This window comes from Enterobacter sp. DSM 30060 (assembly GCF_013375955.1).
Taxonomy (GTDB): domain Bacteria; phylum Pseudomonadota; class Gammaproteobacteria; order Enterobacterales; family Enterobacteriaceae; genus Enterobacter; species Enterobacter intestinihominis.
In genome coordinates this window covers 2,756,793-2,775,078 of sequence record NZ_CP056118.1, presented here as the reverse complement: position 1 = coordinate 2,775,078, position 18,286 = coordinate 2,756,793, and the positions used below count along the sequence as shown (strand labels likewise).

The 18,286-nt window shown below is 54.5% G+C and carries 16 protein-coding genes and 1 pseudogene; 5 read left to right on the top strand and 12 right to left on the bottom strand.

The window, feature by feature from the left end; all coding sequences use genetic code 11:
- Window positions 1–152: 152 nt before the first annotated feature.
- The 3 genes from iraP to HWQ15_RS13175 form a co-directional block, all read right to left on the bottom strand.
- Complete coding sequence (iraP, locus tag HWQ15_RS13185) at window positions 153–413, bottom strand: anti-adapter protein IraP (protein WP_003859148.1); 261 nt, start codon at window positions 411–413, stop codon at window positions 153–155.
- A gap of 199 nt (window positions 414–612) precedes the next feature.
- Window positions 613–1,836 carry a multidrug efflux MFS transporter gene (locus tag HWQ15_RS13180; protein ID WP_045308916.1) on the bottom strand — a complete coding sequence of 408 codons (1,224 nt, stop codon included), beginning with the start codon at window positions 1,834–1,836 and terminating at the stop codon, window positions 613–615.
- 169 nt (window positions 1,837–2,005) lie between these two features.
- Window positions 2,006–2,689, bottom strand: a complete 684-nt coding sequence (locus tag HWQ15_RS13175) for an extensin family protein (RefSeq protein WP_023305560.1) — start codon at window positions 2,687–2,689, stop codon at window positions 2,006–2,008.
- 104 nt (window positions 2,690–2,793) lie between these two features.
- On the opposite strand from HWQ15_RS13175, the pseudogene ddlA reads away from it, so the two are divergent.
- Window positions 2,794–3,890 (top strand): annotated as a pseudogene (gene ddlA / locus HWQ15_RS13170) (D-alanine--D-alanine ligase).
- 3 nt (window positions 3,891–3,893) lie between these two features.
- On the opposite strand, the gene HWQ15_RS13165 reads toward ddlA, so the two are convergent.
- The gene (locus HWQ15_RS13165; protein WP_022647204.1) at window positions 3,894–4,112 is read right to left on the bottom strand and encodes a DUF2754 domain-containing protein; all 219 of its coding nucleotides are present in this window, start codon (window positions 4,110–4,112) and stop codon (window positions 3,894–3,896) included.
- Window positions 4,113–4,360: 248 nt separating this feature from the next.
- Between HWQ15_RS13165 and HWQ15_RS13160 the strand changes: the two genes are divergently transcribed.
- The gene (locus HWQ15_RS13160) at window positions 4,361–4,663 is read left to right on the top strand and encodes a DUF2755 family protein (protein ID WP_003859159.1); all 303 of its coding nucleotides are present in this window, start codon (window positions 4,361–4,363) and stop codon (window positions 4,661–4,663) included.
- Here HWQ15_RS13160 and HWQ15_RS13155 read toward each other — a convergent pair whose 3' ends face one another.
- The 3 genes from HWQ15_RS13155 to HWQ15_RS13145 form a co-directional block, all read right to left on the bottom strand.
- On the bottom strand, window positions 4,664–5,761 hold the full coding sequence (locus tag HWQ15_RS13155) for a DUF1615 domain-containing protein (protein WP_023305559.1): 1,098 nt from the start codon (window positions 5,759–5,761) through the stop codon (window positions 4,664–4,666).
- Between the two features lie 12 nt (window positions 5,762–5,773).
- Window positions 5,774–6,994: a peptide antibiotic transporter SbmA gene (gene sbmA / locus HWQ15_RS13150; RefSeq protein WP_022647202.1), complete on the bottom strand. Its 1,221-nt coding sequence runs from the start codon at window positions 6,992–6,994 to the stop codon at window positions 5,774–5,776.
- A gap of 114 nt (window positions 6,995–7,108) precedes the next feature.
- Window positions 7,109–7,642, bottom strand: a complete 534-nt coding sequence (locus HWQ15_RS13145; protein WP_022647201.1) for an isochorismatase family protein — start codon at window positions 7,640–7,642, stop codon at window positions 7,109–7,111.
- A gap of 204 nt (window positions 7,643–7,846) precedes the next feature.
- Between HWQ15_RS13145 and ampH the strand changes: the two genes are divergently transcribed.
- A complete protein-coding gene (ampH, locus tag HWQ15_RS13140; protein WP_022647200.1) occupies window positions 7,847–9,007 on the top strand; it encodes a D-alanyl-D-alanine-carboxypeptidase/endopeptidase AmpH in 1,161 nt (386 codons plus the stop codon).
- 2 nt (window positions 9,008–9,009) lie between these two features.
- Here the strand turns inward: ampH and HWQ15_RS13135 are convergent, their stop codons facing one another.
- Both HWQ15_RS13135 and HWQ15_RS13130 read right to left on the bottom strand, forming a co-directional pair.
- Window positions 9,010–9,636, bottom strand: a complete 627-nt coding sequence (locus HWQ15_RS13135; RefSeq protein ID WP_022647199.1) for a helix-turn-helix domain-containing protein — start codon at window positions 9,634–9,636, stop codon at window positions 9,010–9,012.
- An 87-nt stretch (window positions 9,637–9,723) separates the two neighbouring features.
- Window positions 9,724–12,498 (bottom strand): autotransporter outer membrane beta-barrel domain-containing protein, encoded by a 2,775-nt coding sequence (locus tag HWQ15_RS13130; RefSeq protein ID WP_023305556.1) that lies wholly within the window; start codon window positions 12,496–12,498, stop codon window positions 9,724–9,726.
- A gap of 452 nt (window positions 12,499–12,950) precedes the next feature.
- On the opposite strand from HWQ15_RS13130, the gene hemB reads away from it, so the two are divergent.
- Both hemB and HWQ15_RS13120 read left to right on the top strand, forming a co-directional pair.
- The gene (gene hemB, locus HWQ15_RS13125; RefSeq protein WP_003859169.1) at window positions 12,951–13,925 is read left to right on the top strand and encodes a porphobilinogen synthase; all 975 of its coding nucleotides are present in this window, start codon (window positions 12,951–12,953) and stop codon (window positions 13,923–13,925) included.
- A 125-nt stretch (window positions 13,926–14,050) separates the two neighbouring features.
- Entirely contained in the window at window positions 14,051–15,775 is a 1,725-nt protein-coding gene (locus HWQ15_RS13120) for a lysophospholipid acyltransferase family protein (protein ID WP_063149383.1), read from the top strand.
- Window positions 15,776–15,844: 69 nt separating this feature from the next.
- On the opposite strand, the gene tauD is transcribed toward HWQ15_RS13120, so the two are convergent.
- From tauD to tauB, 3 genes are read right to left on the bottom strand one after another with little or no spacing between them, the layout of a single operon-like run.
- Window positions 15,845–16,696 (bottom strand): taurine dioxygenase, encoded by an 852-nt coding sequence (gene tauD, locus HWQ15_RS13115; RefSeq protein ID WP_023305554.1) that lies wholly within the window; start codon window positions 16,694–16,696, stop codon window positions 15,845–15,847.
- The gene (gene tauC, locus HWQ15_RS13110; protein WP_022647195.1) at window positions 16,693–17,520 is read right to left on the bottom strand and encodes a taurine ABC transporter permease TauC; all 828 of its coding nucleotides are present in this window, start codon (window positions 17,518–17,520) and stop codon (window positions 16,693–16,695) included. The genes tauD and tauC overlap by 4 nt, the downstream gene beginning before the upstream one ends.
- Complete coding sequence (tauB, locus tag HWQ15_RS13105; RefSeq protein ID WP_063149382.1) at window positions 17,517–18,284, bottom strand: taurine ABC transporter ATP-binding subunit; 768 nt, start codon at window positions 18,282–18,284, stop codon at window positions 17,517–17,519. Before tauB ends, tauC begins: the two co-directional genes overlap by 4 nt.
- Between the last annotated feature and the right edge of the window lie 2 nt (window positions 18,285–18,286).

Sequence of the window (18,286 nt, the reverse complement as noted above, 5' to 3'; positions counted from 1 at the left end):
CGGAGGAGGTAATTACGAGCGAGTTTAATGCGGTGAAAAGTGTGCTCTGCTTCATTTTAATTTCCCTATGGTAACAGGGTAAAAATAAAAACAGAGCGACGCCAGGCATCCTGCATGACAATTCTGTGACACGTCATTTCACCTCTGGCGGGTTAACTGCGAGGATGCCTTAAAAGCTTCTTTACGTATTGCTGAAGCAGCTCCGCGTCCTCTGCAGGCACCTGTGAATCAGGGCGAGCTTTTTCCAGCGCGCCTTCAACGTTGTCGATCAACGCCTCCTGCTCTGGTTTTGCCATCTGTCGCAACAGCGCCGTCACAACGATCTCCAGCGCCTCGACCTGGGCAACCAGCTCTTTCGACTCTTCTTCCTTTTGGGCAAGCTTAACCAACAACTCAGCAATGAGATTTTTCATGGTGCTATGTCCTTATGTGATTTCCCCTGAAATTAACACCCTCACTGAATAATGAAAAGCATGGATTGGTTTTATCTTATGCAAAAGTGACATTGCTGCCAAAAAAGATATTTCGGAGCGCAAGCGAAACGTTTTTCTAAAAGACAGAAGCCGCATTTCGTTATATAAAAATGCGGCCATCATAAGAATTAATAATATATTATCGTGTTTGCCGGGCTGACTTTGCCTCAGCGATTCGCCGGCGACGGCACAAGGCAAAGGCCAGTTGAATAATATTAAGAAGCACCACCACCGCCGTCGCGGCAAATACCCAGCGGAAACCCGCCATCGCCGAGACCGAGGCGCCAATAAGCGGGCCCGCTACGTTGCCTAAATACATGAACGACTGGTTGTAGCCAAAAATGCGGCCGGTTACCTGGTCACTGGAATATTTCACCAGCAGCGTCTGTACAGCGGGCAGCATAGCACCATCCGCGAAGCCAAGCAGGAAGCGCAACACCCCGAGCTGAAGCGGTGTCGTGACGAACGACATGGCAAAGAAAAGGATCACCGCAATAATGAGCGTTGCCATCAGAATGCGTGCCGTACCGATCCTGTCGCCCAGTTTCCCCAGACGCGGAGCGGACATCAGCGCCGACACGCCCGGCACGGCGGCAATCATCCCGCTCAGAAAAGCAATGTTGCTGCTGTCCGGTGCCATCGACTTGATAAACAGCGCCAGAATCGGTCCCACCGAGCCGTTACAGAGCTGGATCACCATCGTTGTCACAAAAAGGCTAATCATCAGGCCAGGATAAGGTAGCGAGGCGAAAACCGCCTTTCCGCTCAGGCGTTCTGATTTGCTGACGACAGGCCGACCGCCCTCTTTAATCAGAAAAAGGGTGACCAGAAAGCTGACCGTTAGCAGGATGGCGGTAATGATAAAGACCGCGCGCAGCCCAACATGGTCAGCCAGGAAGCCGCCGAGCAGGGGGCCGCCAATTACACCGCTAATCTGGGCCGTGGAAAGCGTGCTGAGTGCCCAGCCGCTCCGCTCGCGCGGTACCTGTGAGGCCACCAGCGCCATGGCATTCGGAATGTACCCGGAGGTCAGCCCCATTATCGCCCGCAGAATAAACAGCTGCCAGACGTTGGTGGCGAAGGCCTGGAGCAAAATGGCTATCGCCATCCCCAGCGAGGCGCGGAGCAGCATCAACTTGCGCCCCTTGCGATCCGCAAGGCTGCCCCACATCGGTGACACAATGGCGGACACCAGAAACGTCACGCTGAACGTCAGGCCGGACCACATAGAGAGCGCTTCATGAGAAGTGACCCCCAGCTGCGACACGTAAAGCGGCAGGAAGGGCAATATCTGGCTGATAGCCAGTCCGGTGAAGAAGCAGCCGAACCAGACTGAAATGAGGTTAACTTTCCAGGATTCCATAACAGAAATAGTCTTCATTTTTAGGCGAATTCGCCGACAGATTAGCAAGTTACGCGCAATGACATAGCGCCAGAGATGCGGCCTTGCAGACTTTGGTGTTTTATCTTCCCAGTCATCATATTTGTGAGATAAGTCACAATCTATCCAATTTTTAGCGGAAGATTATGCTTCATCGACATAAGCCATAGCCGCGCATTCCCAGATGGAAATGGTTGGCATGGGCGGCATTGTAGTCCGGCCCCAGACCGTTACCGTAATAGCCGCAGCTTGCCGACAGCAGCGCCTGTAGCCAGGGCTGCGTCTTTTCCGCTTTCCAGCCGTTGAGGACGGTAACACGCTGTCCGTTTGCCAGCCTGAAAGCGCTGATATCCAGCGCATCCGCCGTGGCATGTTCGCTGCGCCGCGCATCCGGGCGGCTGTAGATATTGCGGCAGGCGAAGCTGCCCAGATGTTCAATACGCGTAAGCTCGCTGCCGGTCCAGGTTTTGGTGAGCGGCCGGGCCTGCTGGCTGACAAACAGCGCCGAGCTTAACGCCAGCGGGCAACTGGCAAGGAAGCTGCTGTTCAGGCTCACTGGGCCAAAATCGCGCACGCGCACCACGTTACTCAGCGGACATTCCCCGGCGCTGTCAGCGACCGCCTGGGTACGGATAAGCTGGCGTTGATTCGCCTGCGCTAACAGGTTTTCGCACGCCTGCGGCGTTAAGCGCCGGAGTTTAAACTGGGTTATTTTTCCTGGCGGATCGTCAAGCGTAAGCGGCACGAAAGGGTTGTAATGCGGCGGCAACCAGCGGTAGCCCACCGTGGCGATCCCGGCAATAACAATAAGAATAAGCAGACCTTTTCCTTTCACGCGCCCCCCTTCAACATCCCTCAAAACATTATGGCAGAAGGCCGCGAAACCCGCCGGGCATCGTGGTATGTTATTGGCTTTTCGTCAGACTGGAAGAGAGTGAGATGGCAAAGCAGCGCGTAGGTATTGTCTTTGGGGGAAATCATCAGAGCACGAGGTGTCATTGCAATCGGCTAAAAATATCGTTGATGCGATTGATAAAAGCCGTTTTGACGTGGTGCTGCTGGGCATTGATAAACAGGGCCAATGGCATGTTAACGATGCCAGCCAGTATCTGTTACACGCTGATGATCCGGCGCGCATCGCCCTTAATCCTTCTGATATCAGCGTCGCAACGGTTCCAGGCGTGGCACAGGGACAGCTTATCGATGCCGGGAACGCGCAGGCGCTGGCACAGATTGACGTGGTGTTCCCTATCGTTCACGGCACGCTGGGCGAAGACGGCTCCCTGCAAGGCATGTTGCGGATGGCGAACCTGCCGTTTGTCGGCTCCGATGTGCTGGGTTCTGCCGCCTGCATGGATAAAGACGTCACTAAACGTCTGCTGCGCGACGCCGGTCTGAATATTGCACCGTTCGTCACGCTCACTCGCGCCAACCGCGATAAACACAGCTTCGCGCAGATCCAGGCGCAACTCGGCCTGCCGCTGTTCGTGAAACCGGCGAATCAGGGCTCGTCCGTCGGCGTCAGCAAAGTCACCAGCGAAGCACAGTTTAACGATGCCGTTCGTCTGGCCTTTGAGTTTGACCACAAGGTGGTGGTTGAGCAGGGAATTAACGGGCGCGAAATTGAGTGCGCCGTACTGGGTAACGACTTCCCGCAGGCGAGTACCTGTGGTGAAGTGGTGCTGAATAGCGACTTCTACTCCTACGACACCAAATATATTGACGACAAAGGTGCCCAGGTTGTGGTTCCCGCCGCGCTCGATCCTGACGTTAACGACAAGATCCGGGCGATCGCCGTTGAAGCCTATCAGGCGCTGGGATGCAGTGGGATGGCGCGCGTCGATGTGTTTCTGACGGCGGATAACGAGGTAGTGATTAACGAAATCAACACCCTGCCGGGCTTTACCAATATCAGCATGTACCCGAAATTGTGGCAGGCCAGCGGAATAAGCTATCCGGAACTGATCACCCGCCTGATTGAACTGGCGCTGGAGCGTCACGCCGCTGACAGCGCCCTGAAAAGCTCTGTTAACTGACGGTTAGTCGGCTTTCTCTGCCGTCGTCTCATCGGGACGACGGCGGATAATGAATCCCGCCAGCCAGAAACTGATTACCCAGGTCACCAGCCCAACCGCATAGGTTTGCCAGCCCTTCGCTTCAAATCCCAGCAGCCCGACAACACCGTTGAGTATAAAGATCAGCCCGATCGCAAAGGCGTAGTAATGCCAGTCACGGCGTAGTTTGGAAGTGAGCTTCATGACAACTCCGGCAGAAAAAAAACTATCCTCTCACAGTTTGATAAAGTCGTCTGTGGCGGATACGTAAATTCTGAAAAGCAGCGTAGTTTCACTTATGTTATCAATTTGTGACGTGATGCAGAAATCGACAATCCAGGAGAAATCCTGAGCCGAATTTCCCACGATTCTGATATTGACAAATGCTATGACCTGTCACACTCACCCTGTACGACGCGTATTAAAACAGAGTGATATTTTCGGGAGGTCTTATGGCAGACTTTACATTGTCGAAACCGATTTTTGGCGGAAAACAACCAAAAACCTCCACGGCGGGGAATATTGCCTATGCCCTGTTTGTTCTGTTTTGTTTCTGGGCAGGAACCCAACTACTGAATATGCTGGTGCATGCCCCTGGCGTGTATGAGCATCTGATGCAGGTGCAGGATACCGGCCGCCCGCGCGTTGAAATCGGTTTAGGCGTGAGCACCGTATTCGGGCTCATTCCCTTCCTCGCGGGCAGCATGGTTCTGGGCGTGATTGCGCTCGTGCTGCGCTGGCGCAACCGCCACTGATTACAGTCCCATACAGCGAGCCCGACGATCGTCCACGCGTTTTGCGAACCATGCGGTCGTCAGGTTACGCGTGATCTTCGGGCTTTCAAGCTGAATGCCTGGCAGAATGGCTCTGGGTAGTGCCTTTCCACTTTTCTTCTCTGCAAGCGCGAAAACCTGCTTATACAGATCCGTTTTCTCAAACGCCAGGCTGTCACCCTTCTCCAGCTGTCGGCGAATGTCACTGTTGCTCATCTCCAGTTTCGTCGAAAGTTTTCGCACTGCCCGTTCGGTGGACCCTGCCTCGCTGCTGCCGTATGCAATGAGATCGCCATCCAAAGCGAGCTTCACACCGCTGGCGCGGCTTACCGCATTCTGGAAGGCTGCATTTCGGCTGGCATACCAGCCCGCGTTAAAGTCGGCAAAACGATACAGCGGTTTATCGTAGTTGGCCGGATAATTCAGCAGGTGATACGTCCCAAACCACAGCCCACCGCGCAGGGAGAAGACTTCCTGACGCACCGTACCGTCGATATCCCACGGATAGCCGTCGGTATGCTTTTCCGCAAATGCGATGCTTACCTGCATCGGACCGCCGGTATGTACCGGATTCAGCGAGCCAAACAGCTTCTGCCCCATCGGAACCATATTGATGAAATCATCGAAAATGGCGCTGAGCTGCCTCTCGGTTTTCACCGTATCCAGCCGTTCGCTGTAGCTTTTACCGTTTGGCGAGGTGATTTTAAGGGCGGTATGTACCAGGAAAACTGGGATATGCATCGATTCAGCCCGGCGGTCGATCTCCTTCCAGGCGATTTTGTTCAGGCCAGGCACAACAGGATCTGACTGATACATCGATTCCTGCTGCGCCACCGCCAGCACCGAGCAGATGTTCTCCTCGGTAGGCGCGATCTTCTGACTTTTGAAGGTCGTTGCCAGCGCATCAGCCCACTCACTGCGATCCTTCACGCTGGCGGGCATTTTTTGCCGCACCACGCTCGCCACATCAACGGGCTTCTCCCCTTCTTTGAGCGGGGCGGCCCCTTTCTCGGCACAGCCCGCCAGCACGACGGCGGCGAGTAACGTCAGCGGTAATGCACGTGGTACGGCAAATGGCATAGCAATTCCTTTTTAACCTAATGTATGGGTGACTTCCTGCAAATCCTTATCGTCCAGCTCACGCTCGAAACTGCGTAAACGTTTGTAGATGGACATCAGCTCCACCAGCGTAGTCCAGGAGCTAATCAGGTACTGGAACGAACCGCGAACCTGACCAAAAACGTTGGTGATCTGGGTCATCAGACCGAGCGTAATCGTACCCGCAACGATGGACGGGAACAGCAGGAACAACCCGAAAACGTTATCAACCTGAAGATAAAGGATGCGCGCGATATTGAAATACATGTAATGGAAATAGAGGCGGAAGTAATTACGACGTACGGCGCCAAACAGCTCACGCACGGTAGGCGGTGACGCACGGTTGGGATCGTCTTCACCATACACCAGCTCTTTACGGTAGGCCGCTTCCACGCGCTGGTTTTTAAATTCCAGCCCCGGCAGCTTGATCCCCACCACTGCCAGCAGTCCCGTTCCCATCAGCGACCAGACAATCGCGGCAATGACCAGGCCGTACGGCAGATGGCCGACAATCGGCAGTTCCGGAACGTGGGATGAGAGCGTCACCAGCACCGGCAGGAAGGCGATCAGCGTCATGATGGCATTAATAAAGCTAACGCCCATATCTTCGAGTGTAGAGGCAAAACGCATGGTGTCTTCCTGCACACGCTGTGCGGCACCTTCGATATGACGCAGGTGCTGCCAGTGCGCCATATAGTGTTCGTTCATCGCGGTACGCCAGCGGAACACATAGTGACTGACGAAAAAGTTATTCATCACGCCGATCACCACGGCGATGAGGGCGATGCCGAGGAAGATCCCCACCTCATGGTAGAACTGGTTAATGGTCACTTTATGCGGCGAACTCAGCGCCGTCTGGATCAGATCGTAAAACGGCGCATACCAGGCGTTGACCGCCACGCCCACTTCCACCAGGAACCAGGTGACAAAGATGATTAACGACGTGCCGAGAATCGACCAGTATTGCCAGCGGTGAGGCGAATAGATAAACCAGAACATGGCAAAAAGCCCCACGCAGAGCATGTAATAGGCGTAGAAAAGCAGATAGCTCATGGACCAGAAGCGCGCAGCGCTAATGGGAATGTCGCCCGTTGCCCCCGTAAGACGGGTCAGCCACGCGCCGCCACCGGCCTGCCAGAAAATGACAGCCAGCAGTGCCCAAATAAATGCCGACAGGAAAAAGGGCCCCGGCTTTGGGAAAAAAGACTTAAACATTGTGCTTCCTTCTTGTTGTTATGGCTGTTGCTGTGTTTAACATATCGCCACACGAAGCCTTGCCTGGGCCAGCCTCCCGGCTCAGGCAAAAAAGTCAGACCTGCGGGTGAATTATTAGTTCGCTTTCCAGTTTTCAAGAATTGTTTCGGTGCGTTTCACCGAAGGCGGGTTGGCAGGGGCGATGAAGTTACGCCAGACATCGTTATAGTGCGCGATCAGAACCTGGGCATCGGCCGCTGGACGATTGGCCGTGGTGTGGGCATCCTCCGCAACCGTGATGTGGTAGCCCCGGCTGACACCGTTTTTAAAGGTGGCATCGACACAATAATCCGTCGCGCAGCCGCAGATAATAAATTCATCGATCCCCTGTTCGCGCAACAGTGCCTCGAGCGAAGTGTTATAGAAGGCATCGCAAGCGGTCTTCGTGACGTAAAACGCCCCTGCCGGCTGGTTGAGATCGGGCAGCAATGCAAACCCTTCGCTCCCCTCCTCTAGCCCGCCAGCTTCAGTATGCTGTATGAAAATAACGGCCTCAGCAGCCTGGGTAAGCTGATTGATCAGTGAGACACATTTCTCACTCTGATGGCGCGGCGTCTTAAACACCCCATTCTGCATATCAACCACCAAAACCACACGCTTTTCAGACATACCGTTCTCCGCAATAATGAATGTAACTGGTGACTATCATAAGCCCGATGTCACAAAATGGGAGTCTGGCCGTAAGTAAATTGTGCAAATTTACCCACGGTTACGTTTTTCTCGCTATCGTTATGCAAATCGGACGATTGCCCGACGCCGATTAGTAGTATAACTACCCGTAACTCTCCTTATTCACTGGATGGATGCTTTTCGTTGAAACGTTGTCTGCTCTCTTTCGCCGCGCTGTGTGCGGTGAGCCTGTCCACCGCCCAGGCAGCACAGCCTCTGACGGCACCGGTTCTGGCCTCTGACATTGCCGATCGCTATGCGAACCTTATTTATTACGGCAGTGGTGCGACGGGAATGGCGCTGGTCGTGATCGACGGTAACCAGCGGGTGTTTCGCAGCTTCGGTGAAACACGACCGGGAAATAACGTTCGCCCGCAGCTGGATTCCGTTATCCGTGTCGCGTCGATAACTAAGCTGATGACCAGCGAAATGCTGGTGAAATTGCTCGATCAGGGCGTGGTAAAACTCGACGATCCGCTCAGCAAATATGCGCCACCCGGCGCTCGCGTTCCGACATATCAGGGAACGCCGATCAGGCTGGTGAACCTGGCGACCCATACCAGCGCCCTGCCGCGAGAACAGCCCGGTGGCGCTGCGCATCGCCCTGTCTTTGTCTGGCCAACTCGCGAACAACGCTGGAACTACCTGAGCACCGCAACGCTGAAATCGGCCCCGGGTTCTCAGGCTGGCTATTCTAACCTGGCGTTTGATCTGCTGGCCGACGCGTTAGCAACGGCTTCAGGTAAGCCTTACCCTCAACTTTTTGAAGAGCAAATCACGCGTCCGCTCGGGATGAAAGATACTACTTACACCCCCTCCCCGGACCAGTGCAAGCGTCTGATGGTGGCGGAAAAAGGGGCCAGCCCGTGTAATAACACGCTGGCAGCCATTGGCAGCGGTGGGGTTTACTCTACGCCTGGCGACATGATGCGCTGGATGCAACAGTTCCTCTCATCGGATTTTTACGCGCGCAGTAATCAGGCCGACCGAATGCAGACGCTCATCTACCAGCGTGCTCAGTTACGTCGCGTCATTGGTATGGATGTTCCCGGTAAAGCCGATGCCCTCGGCATGGGCTGGGTATATATGGCGCCAAAAGATGGTCGCCCGGGTATTATTCAAAAAACCGGTGGGGGTGGCGGATTCATCACCTACATGGCGATGATTCCGCAATCAAACGTGGGCGCTTTTGTGGTGGTCACCCGGTCACCGAACACCCGCTTCGTGAATATGAGTGATGGCGTAAATAACCTTGTAGCCGAGCTGAGCGCCAATAAAGCGCAGGTACTTACGGCCGCTAACTGAGCTTAATAGTCCGTGGGCAAACGGTTGATACTGATCAGTTTGCCCCGGCTCATATTGATGTAGTTCCCCTGACGTAGCGCCGCCAGAACCTCCGCAACCACCGAACGTGATATACGCGTGCTACGCTGAATATGATTCATCACACCAATTTTTGAGCGTAGCGTGTCATCCCACTCGGCCATATTGATTAGCATCGCCCGAATTTGGCTATACGAATTATTTCCGACCAGCTGGATATCACGTTTTCCCAGTAAATGATTTAGCCATGAAAGCCAGCAGAACGCTTCTTGCCAGAGTTGTGCTTCTTGAATAATTTCGCATGCAGTAGAGGCTGGCAAATAAAATCCGGTACAAGGTGTTTGTGCCATCAGGGAATATTCAAGATAGCTGTCATTAATCCATGCACTTAATCCATGAATATAGGGTGCCCGTGCAATACCCACGAGTAATTCATCTGATTTACGGTGAACGACTGTCAGGCCGGATTGTATTACAAATGTCAATGGTTCATCATCATTATTGCCGGTAGTTATAAATTGTTGTGGTTCCGTTTTAAATGGGGTACCGGCGACTTCCAGACACTTTATGAGCCGGCTTAATTCAGAAAGTGGTTTCGCATTAACGTTCATGCATACCTCAAGTCATCTGTATATGTCGGTTCTTTATTATTTTTAAAGCACATAAAAAAGCGGGGGCAAAATCCCCCGCGTTTTTTCTTACCAGGTATATTTCACACCCAGGTTTGCTCCCCAGTTCTGGTCAACGTCGCCGCCGCCCAGATAAGTCGCATCAGTGTAAGCACTGAAGTTTTTCGTGAAGCTGAACTGAGTGCCCAGTCCCACGCGAACCGCAGAGCCTTCCACGCCGTTGTCAATGCTGTCATTGTTGATATCAGCATTGTTGTCGGCATCGTCATACACGTAAGCCAGCTTGAAGTAAGGGGTTAATGCCTGCTCGCCACCGTAGTTGAAGGTATAACCTGCATCCACGCCGAGCTCATAACGCATACTGTCGTAAGACTGGCCATCGATACGCATGTCGTTGCTTAACTGATAGTCATCACCGGACTGGAACAGGCCAGAGATCGCCGCGTAAGGCGTGACGTAGCCAGACAGGTTTGGTTTCCAGTCATAGCCCAGTTTCATCCCGAAACCAACGGCGTCAGTCGTGGTATTACCGTCAACATACTGACCGTTGCTCATGGTAGCAGAGAGGTCGTTGTTGAAGCGGGTGTAGCTCATGGAGCTGTCGAGGAAGATGTCGTTCATGAACTTCGCCGACGCGTAGATCATCGCAGTCTGGCTGTCCTGATCGACCTGACCAGTACGATCGCTGATATCACCCTTCGCGAAACCAGCCGCACCACCGACAATCCACTTCGCGTTATTACCGTCGATCTGAGTATCCAGACCCACCATAATGCCGCTTACGTCCTGATCGTAGCTAACGGTGCCATTATCCGCGTCAAAGTTGCCGCCAAAATAGCTCACCCATGCGCCGCCGTTATCTGCCAGGCCATGACGGCTGTTGGTCAGACGGGTACCCACGGTATCCTGTTGCAGATTCCAGATGTTGGTATTAGCAGAAGGAATGCTCAGCGCCATGTTGGCGTAGTCAGTCAGCTCTTCCTGCTGGAGAACAACGGTGTCACCCTTCTGCTGCGCCTGATAGGTGTATGCACCTAAATCAGCTTTGTTTGCCGCAGTAAAGCTGGCAGCGGTATCCGCGTTATTGTCATAGACGCGAATGATCTCTTTGTTTTTGTAGTCAGCTACGGAGCCTGCACCGGTCGCATCGTCGATGCGCACTTTATAGTTACCGGCAACGTCACCGTTCACCGCCAGATGGCCGTCAGAGTTCAGCGCGACAACACCATAGTCGTAGTCCGCTTTATGGCTATCGTTGGTGATATAGCGTGCGTTGTTCAGGTCGCTGTTCAGCACATAATCGCGGCTGGCAACATTGAGCACACCGCCATCGGTCAGCACCATATTGTGCGTATCAACCTGACCCAGACCCAGCGCCAGCTCTGCACCGTTGTCTACAGTAATGGTGTTGGCATACAGTTCTGCCGTCTCTTCAGTCAGTGCCGCACGGCTGTAGCTATCCAGATACAAGCTGTCGGTTGCCACGGCACCGCTGTCGCCAATATTCAAGGTCGAAGCATTGGTCAGGGTGATGGAATCTGCCAGCAGGCCGGAGTTTTCAACATTGACCTGAGACTGGTTGTTCACCGTCAGTGCATCGATGTTGGAGATCTTGCGGGTATCCCACTCGGAACCGTTATCCAGCGCCACGTTGAACAGGCCGCTCTGATACACCTCTTCACCGGCAACGTGACCGTTGCTGTCAAAGGTAGAATCAGGCCAGATGCTATTCGGGGACAATGCGTGCCAGTCTACGTTGCTGTAGCCCTGGCCATACATCTGCGCAGTGCCGATAGCTTCAACGCTGGACTGCGCTGCACCCACCCACTTACTGCCGTTGGTCAGCGTGACATCCAGTTTATCGGTACCATCCCAGCCGTTGGTGGTTGGGTTATAGACGCCATCTTCTGTGGTATCCGTTGCCGGATCGCCATTCTCGTAGAAGTTGTTATCAAAGGTGCTGGAGAAAAGAATGTCACCCGTAACGGTAGAGTGATCGAAGGTAGCGGTGGTCTGCATGGCGTTATCAGACGCACTGGCAGCAACGATCAGCGCCGCATCATCCGCAGCCGTGGCGTTGGTTTCACCGTAGTCGCTCGGCTTCGCCGTTTGACCGTAGAAGCCGCTGGTGCCCAGATCGCTGTATGCGCCAGAGGTCAGCACAGAGTCTTTCACCACCAGCGTATCGGTAAAGATATTGCTGCTGTTAGCAACGCCTTCAACACCGTCGTATGGCGTGTTATCAAGCTCCTGATAACCCTGCGTCAGCGTGATGCCCGCGATGTGGGAATTGTTCTGAATAACGATATCAGACTCAACATCCAGGGTGATGGCGTTACCCAGACCATAGGTGTCCAGATAATGCGTTTCAGTGGTATCGCCATTAACGACATCATACGCATAATGCTCGTAGGTATCGTTGATGGTGGAGTTATCAACAGTCAGGCTAAAACGATCGTACTGGGTATGCGTAGTGCCGTCAGTATCCACGCCTTCTGCACACGTCGTGGTCATACACTCTGACGTGATCATGCCGTTAATGGTGCTGTTAGAAATACTCAACGCGTTCGCACGGCCATTGACACCATCATCCAGATAGTATGTCGAAATAACTCCGTTTACGGTTGATTTATTGATGACTGGATAAATGTCACCATCATGTGTGGCATCTGAATAATCCCAGTCAGCATAACCATAATACCAGGGCGTGGACGCAGTATTGTCATATCCAAAAGTATTATATGTCGTGCCGGATATATCTTTCGCATTGGCCTGAGAAGCGATAGCCAGTGTGCAGGCTAATGCAAGTTGTGATACAACCAGTTTCTTTTTCCATGTTTGCATTGGGTCATCCCTCCTCAGGGACGTAAGCAAGTTTGTCCATCAAATCATTTGGCAACGTTTAATTGCGGAAGGAATTATGCAGTTTCACTTCGAAAAGGTTCAATGAATGATTCCATTAAGTCCGTATTCAGACAAATAAGCTTATAAACCCAGGGCAATATCAATCATTATGAATAAATATTATAAATTCAACTGATTGCAAACTACTTTAGTTGCTTCGACACATATAATGAAAAGCAATAAATCATTTATATTTATAATCCCAAACCAATATAGAAGCCTCACCAATATCACATACCACTCTGGACACCATAATAAGATTTATAATATATACAAAATACATGTAGCGTATATTAATCGATTTCGAAAATCTAAAAGACAACTTTAGTAAAACACCACTCTCCGCTTTCAGGTACACTAAGCCTCTTTGTTCCACAAACATCAGGCATACCATGACCGATTTAATTGCTCGTCCCCGTCGCCTGCGCAAGTCACCCGCACTGCGCGCCATGTTTGAAGAGACAACACTGACCTTAAACGATCTGGTGTTGCCGATTTTTGTTGAAGAAGAGATCGATGACTACAAAGCCATCGACGCGATGCCGGGCGTGATGCGCATTCCTGAAAAGCATCTGGCCCGCGAGATCGAACGCATTGCGAATGCGGGCATCCGCTCGGTGATGACGTTCGGTATCTCCCACCACACTGACGCAACCGGCAGTGATGCATGGAAAGAAGACGGTCTCGTGGCACGCATGTCGCGCATCTGCAAAGAGAGTGTGCCGGAGATGATCGTCATGTCCGATACCTGCTTCTGCGAATACACCTCTCATGGCCACTGCGGTGTGCTGTGCGATCACGGCGTGGACAACGATGCGACCCTGCTGAATCTGGGCAAGCAGGCGGTGGTTGCCGCCGCCGCAGGTGCGGATTTCATTGCACCTTCTGCGGCAATGGATGGTCAGGTTCAGGCTATTCGTCATGCGCTGGATGCGGCAGGCTTTACCGACACCGCCATCATGTCCTACTCCACCAAATTCGCCTCCTCCTTCTACGGCCCGTTCCGTGAAGCGGCGGGCACGGCGCTGAAGGGCGATCGTAAAACCTATCAGATGAACCCGCTGAACCGCCGCGAAGCGATTCGTGAATCTCTGCTCGATGAAGCACAGGGCGCAGACTGTCTGATGGTGAAACCGGCCGGCGCGTATCTGGATATCCTGCGCGACATTCGCGAACGCACCGAACTGCCGCTGGGCGCATACCAGGTGAGCGGCGAGTACGCGATGATCAAATTCGCCGCGCAGGCGGGTGCCATCGACGAAGAGAAAGTGATCCTCGAAAGCCTGGGTGCGATCAAACGCGCGGGCGCGGATCTGATCTTCAGCTACTTCGCGTTGGATCTGGCTGAGAAGAAAATTCTGCGTTAATCCGCTTTAGCGCCGGGTGGCTTCGCCATACCCGGCCTACTCTCTGCGCGAATCTTCACTAAACTGCAATACAACCGACATCTCCTCCTTCTACTGTCTGGGCAAGACGGCAGGAGGAGTGATCAATGTTTAGTCTCGACAGCGTTCTTGATGACCTTTGGCCTCAGGCGAGGCCCGCACCCTGGCAAAAAAGTCTGTTAAAAAGACTGCTCCACGAAGACGAATTTCAGCAGTTTGCCGCCAGCCACCGTCACCTGAAAGGGCTGGATATGGTAGAGCAGGTTCTGGAACACCTTGATATTCTCTGCACCATTTCCGCCCGAGACCTCGAACAAATCCCCGAACACGGCCCACTCATTGTGATAGCGAACCACCCGACGGGCACCCTGGATGGGCTGGCGCTACTGTACGCCGTTTCGCGCGTGCGCCGGGACGTCAAGGTTGTCACCAACCGGATGCTGTCTCACCTTGAGCCCCTCAGCTCGTTGTTTATCCCCGTGGACAATATGGGCGGCAGAACCGCAAAAGCATCTCTGGTGCAGATGGAGCAGCACCTGCAAAACGCCGGCGTGCTGATCTTCTTCCCGGCGGGCGAAGTCTCCCGCCCAACGCGTAAAGGCATCCGCGATAAAAAGTGGCATCCGGGCTTTATCAAGCTGGCCAGCAAACTACGGGTACCGCTGCTACCGGTACATATTCAGGCCCACAACAGCCTGCTGTTTTATGCCAGCACCCTGGTATCGCCGACGGTATCCCTGCTGCTGCTGATGCAACAGATGTTTCGCCGCCGCCACAGCCAGCTGCCGATCAAAATCGGCCAGCAGATTGCCTGGAATGATCGGTTTAGCTCTACCCTTTCATCGCGTGAGATGGCCGAGCAGTGCCGTCAGCACGTGATACGACTTGGCAAGGGATTGCCTGGCGTCTTTAAAACCCAGTGCGCCATTGCCCGCCCGGAAGACAGGGCCACGCTGAAGCGGGAGCTGGCGCAGGCCGAATGTCTGGGCAAAACCAGCGATGGTAAAACCATCTATTTGTGGCAGCGCAACGGGCAGGAAGAGGTGCCTCTGCTGCGCGAGCTGGGGCGACTGCGCGAGATTGCCTTTCGCGCCGTGGAGGAAGGCAGCGGAAAGCGCCGGGATACCGACAGCTACGATGATGACTATCTGCACCTTATTCTGTGGGATGATGATGACCTCGAGATTGTCGGCGCGTACCGCTTTATGCCAACGGCCATGCAGGTGGAAAAGTGCGGCGTCGAGGGATTGTACAGTTACAGCCTGTTCCACTACGACGAAAAAATGCAGGACATACTGGAGCACGGCATTGAGCTGGGGCGCAGCTTTATACAGCCGCGCTACTGGGGACGTCGCGGTCTGGACTACCTGTGGTCAGGCATTGGCGCCTATCTGGCGCGCTATCCACATTACCGTTACCTGTTTGGTCCGGTGTCCATCTCCGGCGGCTTACCGCCTGCCGCCCGGGATCTGCTGGTCGCGTTTTATCGTCTCTGGTTTCCGGCCAGCCACCCGTTAGCCGCCTCGCGTCAACCCTACCCGGCGTCACTCCCGGACGTGCTGGCGCAATTTAGCGGGGTGGATTACGTGGATGACCTGACAAAGCTCAAATCCCTGCTCGGCAATCTGGGCTGCGGTATTCCGCCGCTTTATAAACAATATTCCGAGCTATGCGAGCCAGGCGGCGTGCAGTTTATCGATTTCGGCAGCGATCCGGCGTTCAATAACTGTATCGACGGGCTGGTGCTGGTGGATCTGTGTTATCTGAAGGCGAACCGCTATCAGCGGTATATAGAGGCGCACTTAATACCCTCACCCCTGCCCTCTCCCTAAAAGGGAGAGGGTGAAAACCGCACCGGTCAGCCCCCTCGCCCCTTTGGGGGGAGGGTTAGGGTGAGGGGCTCAAACCGCACGGTAGAACGGCTTATCCCCCAAAATCGTCGCCCGCTGCATAATCCTTCGCTGCGGCAGGTAATCCGCATTGGCGTAATGCTGCGTGACGCGGTTATCCCAGATCGCCAGATCGTTCTCCTGCCAGCGCCAGCGCACCTGAAACTCCGGTTTCGTGATATGCGCAAACAGGAAGCTGAGCAGCGCCTCGCTCTCTTTTTCCGTTACGTCCACAATGCGCGAGGTAAACCCTTCGTTCACAAACAGCGCCTGCTTGCCGGTCACCGGATGGGTACGCACCACCGGGTGCAACAGCGGCGGATGTTTTGCGACCGCATCCAGCCAGCGCTGGTGCTCCTCTTCCGTTTTACGGTACTTATACTCCTGGAACGATTTTTTAAAATCATGCTCCGCCCGCAGGCCACTTAGCAAGGTCTGGAACGGCGCGGAGAGCGCCTCAAACGCCGCAATGCCGCTCGCCCACAGCGTATCGCCGCCGGTCTCTGGCAGTAGTTTTGCTGCCAGAATCGCCCCGGCTGGCGGTGTGTCGATAAAGGTAACATCCGTATGCCAGTTGTCATTATCGGGCGGGTTATCGTTATGAGTGTCCAGCACGATAATTTCCTCCACCCCTTCCGCATGCGGGTAGACCGGGTGGATATGCAGGTCGCCAAAACGCAGGGCCAGCGCGCGCTGCTGTTGCGGGGTGATGGCCTGCTCGCGCAGGAACACCACCTGATGGCGCAGCACCGCGTGGTACAGCTGCTCAAACTGGTTATCGCTCAGCGGACGGGTTACGTCCAGGCCCGACACCTGCGCGCCAATGTACGGCCCCAGCGGGATAATCGTCAGACGTTCACTCATTGTATTTCTCCATGCCAGGGCGTCAGGCGACGCTGTAGCGTGCGCAGTCCCAGTTCTAATCCAAAGGCGATCGCGGCGATGACCGCGATCCCTGCCAGTACCACGTCAGTCGCCAGGAACTCTCCCGCCGACTGCACCATAAACCCAAGGCCGCGCGTGGCGGCAATCAGCTCTGCCGCCACCAGCGTTGACCAGCCCACCCCAAGGCCGATGCGCAACCCGGTCAATATCTCCGGCAGCGCACCTGGTAAAATGACGAACAGCAGTACCTGCGCGCGGCTGGCGCCGAGCGACTGCGCCGCACGTATGCGTACCTGCTGCGCACTCTTTACGCCAGCCAGGGCCGACATTGCTACCGGCGCAAAAATAGCCAGATATATCAGTAAGATCTTTGACGTCTCGCCGATGCCAAACCAGATCACCATCAGGGGCAGATAAGCCAGCGGCGGTACGGGACGGTAAAGCTCTATCAGCGGGTCGAGAATGCCGCGCACCGTCGGGCTCAGTCCCATCGCAATCCCCACCGGAACGCCAATAATGACCGCCGCCAGCAGCGCCACCAGAATACGCGTCAGACTGGCGCCTAAATGCTGCCAGAGGGTGGCATCCATAAAGCCCTGCGGTCCGGCGATGGCGATCAGTTTTTCCAGAACCTGGCCTGGCGGGGGCAGAAACAGCGGGCTGATCCACTGCTGCGCGGCAACCGCCCACCATACCGCCAGCAACACCACCAGCGTGCTGACGCTTAAGGTGAGCTGGCGAGAGAACGGCCAGCGTAAGGCACGGCGCGTCCGCCGCGTTTTTTCACTGAAGACAATGCTCATGAGAACGCCTCCCGCTGTTCAAACACACGGCTCAGGATGTATTCCCGTTTTTCGATAAATAGCGGGTCTGATTTAATGCTGCGTACTGGCTCTCCCGCCACATAGCGCCGGGCAAACTCAAGCGGCAGACGCTCCAGCACGCGTCCCGGTCCCGGTGAGAGCAGCACCAGCTCCGTCGCCATAAACACGGCCTCTTCGATATCGTGGGTGATTAACAGCACCTGCTTGCCGGTTTCGTGCCACAGGCGCAGCAGCAGGGTTTGCATCTGCTCACGGGTAAAGGCATCCAGCGCCCCGAAAGGTTCGTCCAGCAACAGCAGCTGAGGGTTAGCCGCCAGCGCACGGGCAATCCCGACGCGCTGACGCTGCCCGCCTGAAAGCTGCCAGATAAAGCGTTTTTCAGCCCCCTCCAGCCCGACCTTTTTCAACATGTCGCGCGCCGTATTCAGACGCTGTTCACGCGCTACGCCGGACAGTTGCAGACCAAACGCAACGTTTTCCTGCACGTTTCGCCACGGAAGTAGCCCTTCGTTCTGGAAGACCACGCCGCGCTCTGCGCCCGGCCCCGTTACCTGTTTTCCTTCGAGTTGGATCGTGCCGTGCTGATACGGTACAAACCCGGCGATCAGGTTCAGCAGCGTCGTTTTCCCGCAGCCGGACGGCCCCAGTACGACCAGCAGTTCACCGCTGTCCAGCGTCAGGTTGATCTCTTTCAGGGCGGGTTTGCCGCCGTAATCGGCAGACAGGTTGGTAATGTTCAGCATCG

Excerpts from the sequence above, each read along its gene's own strand:
- HWQ15_RS13130 (WP_023305556.1), bottom strand. The coding sequence starts at position 12,498 with ATGCAAACATGGAAAAAGAAACTGGTTGTATCACAACTTGCATTAGCC.
- HWQ15_RS13165 (WP_022647204.1), bottom strand. The coding sequence starts at position 4,112 with ATGAAGCTCACTTCCAAACTACGCCGTGACTGGCATTACTACGCCTTT.
- HWQ15_RS13160 (WP_003859159.1), top strand. The coding sequence starts at position 4,361 with ATGGCAGACTTTACATTGTCGAAACCGATTTTTGGCGGAAAACAACCA.
- HWQ15_RS13120 (WP_063149383.1), top strand. The coding sequence starts at position 14,051 with ATGTTTAGTCTCGACAGCGTTCTTGATGACCTTTGGCCTCAGGCGAGG.
- HWQ15_RS13180 (WP_045308916.1), bottom strand. The coding sequence starts at position 1,836 with ATGGAATCCTGGAAAGTTAACCTCATTTCAGTCTGGTTCGGCTGCTTC.
- iraP (WP_003859148.1), bottom strand. The coding sequence starts at position 413 with ATGAAAAATCTCATTGCTGAGTTGTTGGTTAAGCTTGCCCAAAAGGAA.
- sbmA (WP_022647202.1), bottom strand. The coding sequence starts at position 6,994 with ATGTTTAAGTCTTTTTTCCCAAAGCCGGGGCCCTTTTTCCTGTCGGCA.
- tauC (WP_022647195.1), bottom strand. The coding sequence starts at position 17,520 with ATGAGCATTGTCTTCAGTGAAAAAACGCGGCGGACGCGCCGTGCCTTA.
- hemB (WP_003859169.1), top strand. The coding sequence starts at position 12,951 with ATGACCGATTTAATTGCTCGTCCCCGTCGCCTGCGCAAGTCACCCGCA.
- tauB (WP_063149382.1), bottom strand. The coding sequence starts at position 18,284 with ATGCTGAACATTACCAACCTGTCTGCCGATTACGGCGGCAAACCCGCC.
- tauD (WP_023305554.1), bottom strand. The coding sequence starts at position 16,696 with ATGAGTGAACGTCTGACGATTATCCCGCTGGGGCCGTACATTGGCGCG.
- HWQ15_RS13155 (WP_023305559.1), bottom strand. The coding sequence starts at position 5,761 with ATGCCATTTGCCGTACCACGTGCATTACCGCTGACGTTACTCGCCGCC.
- HWQ15_RS13135 (WP_022647199.1), bottom strand. The coding sequence starts at position 9,636 with ATGAACGTTAATGCGAAACCACTTTCTGAATTAAGCCGGCTCATAAAG.
- HWQ15_RS13145 (WP_022647201.1), bottom strand. The coding sequence starts at position 7,642 with ATGTCTGAAAAGCGTGTGGTTTTGGTGGTTGATATGCAGAATGGGGTG.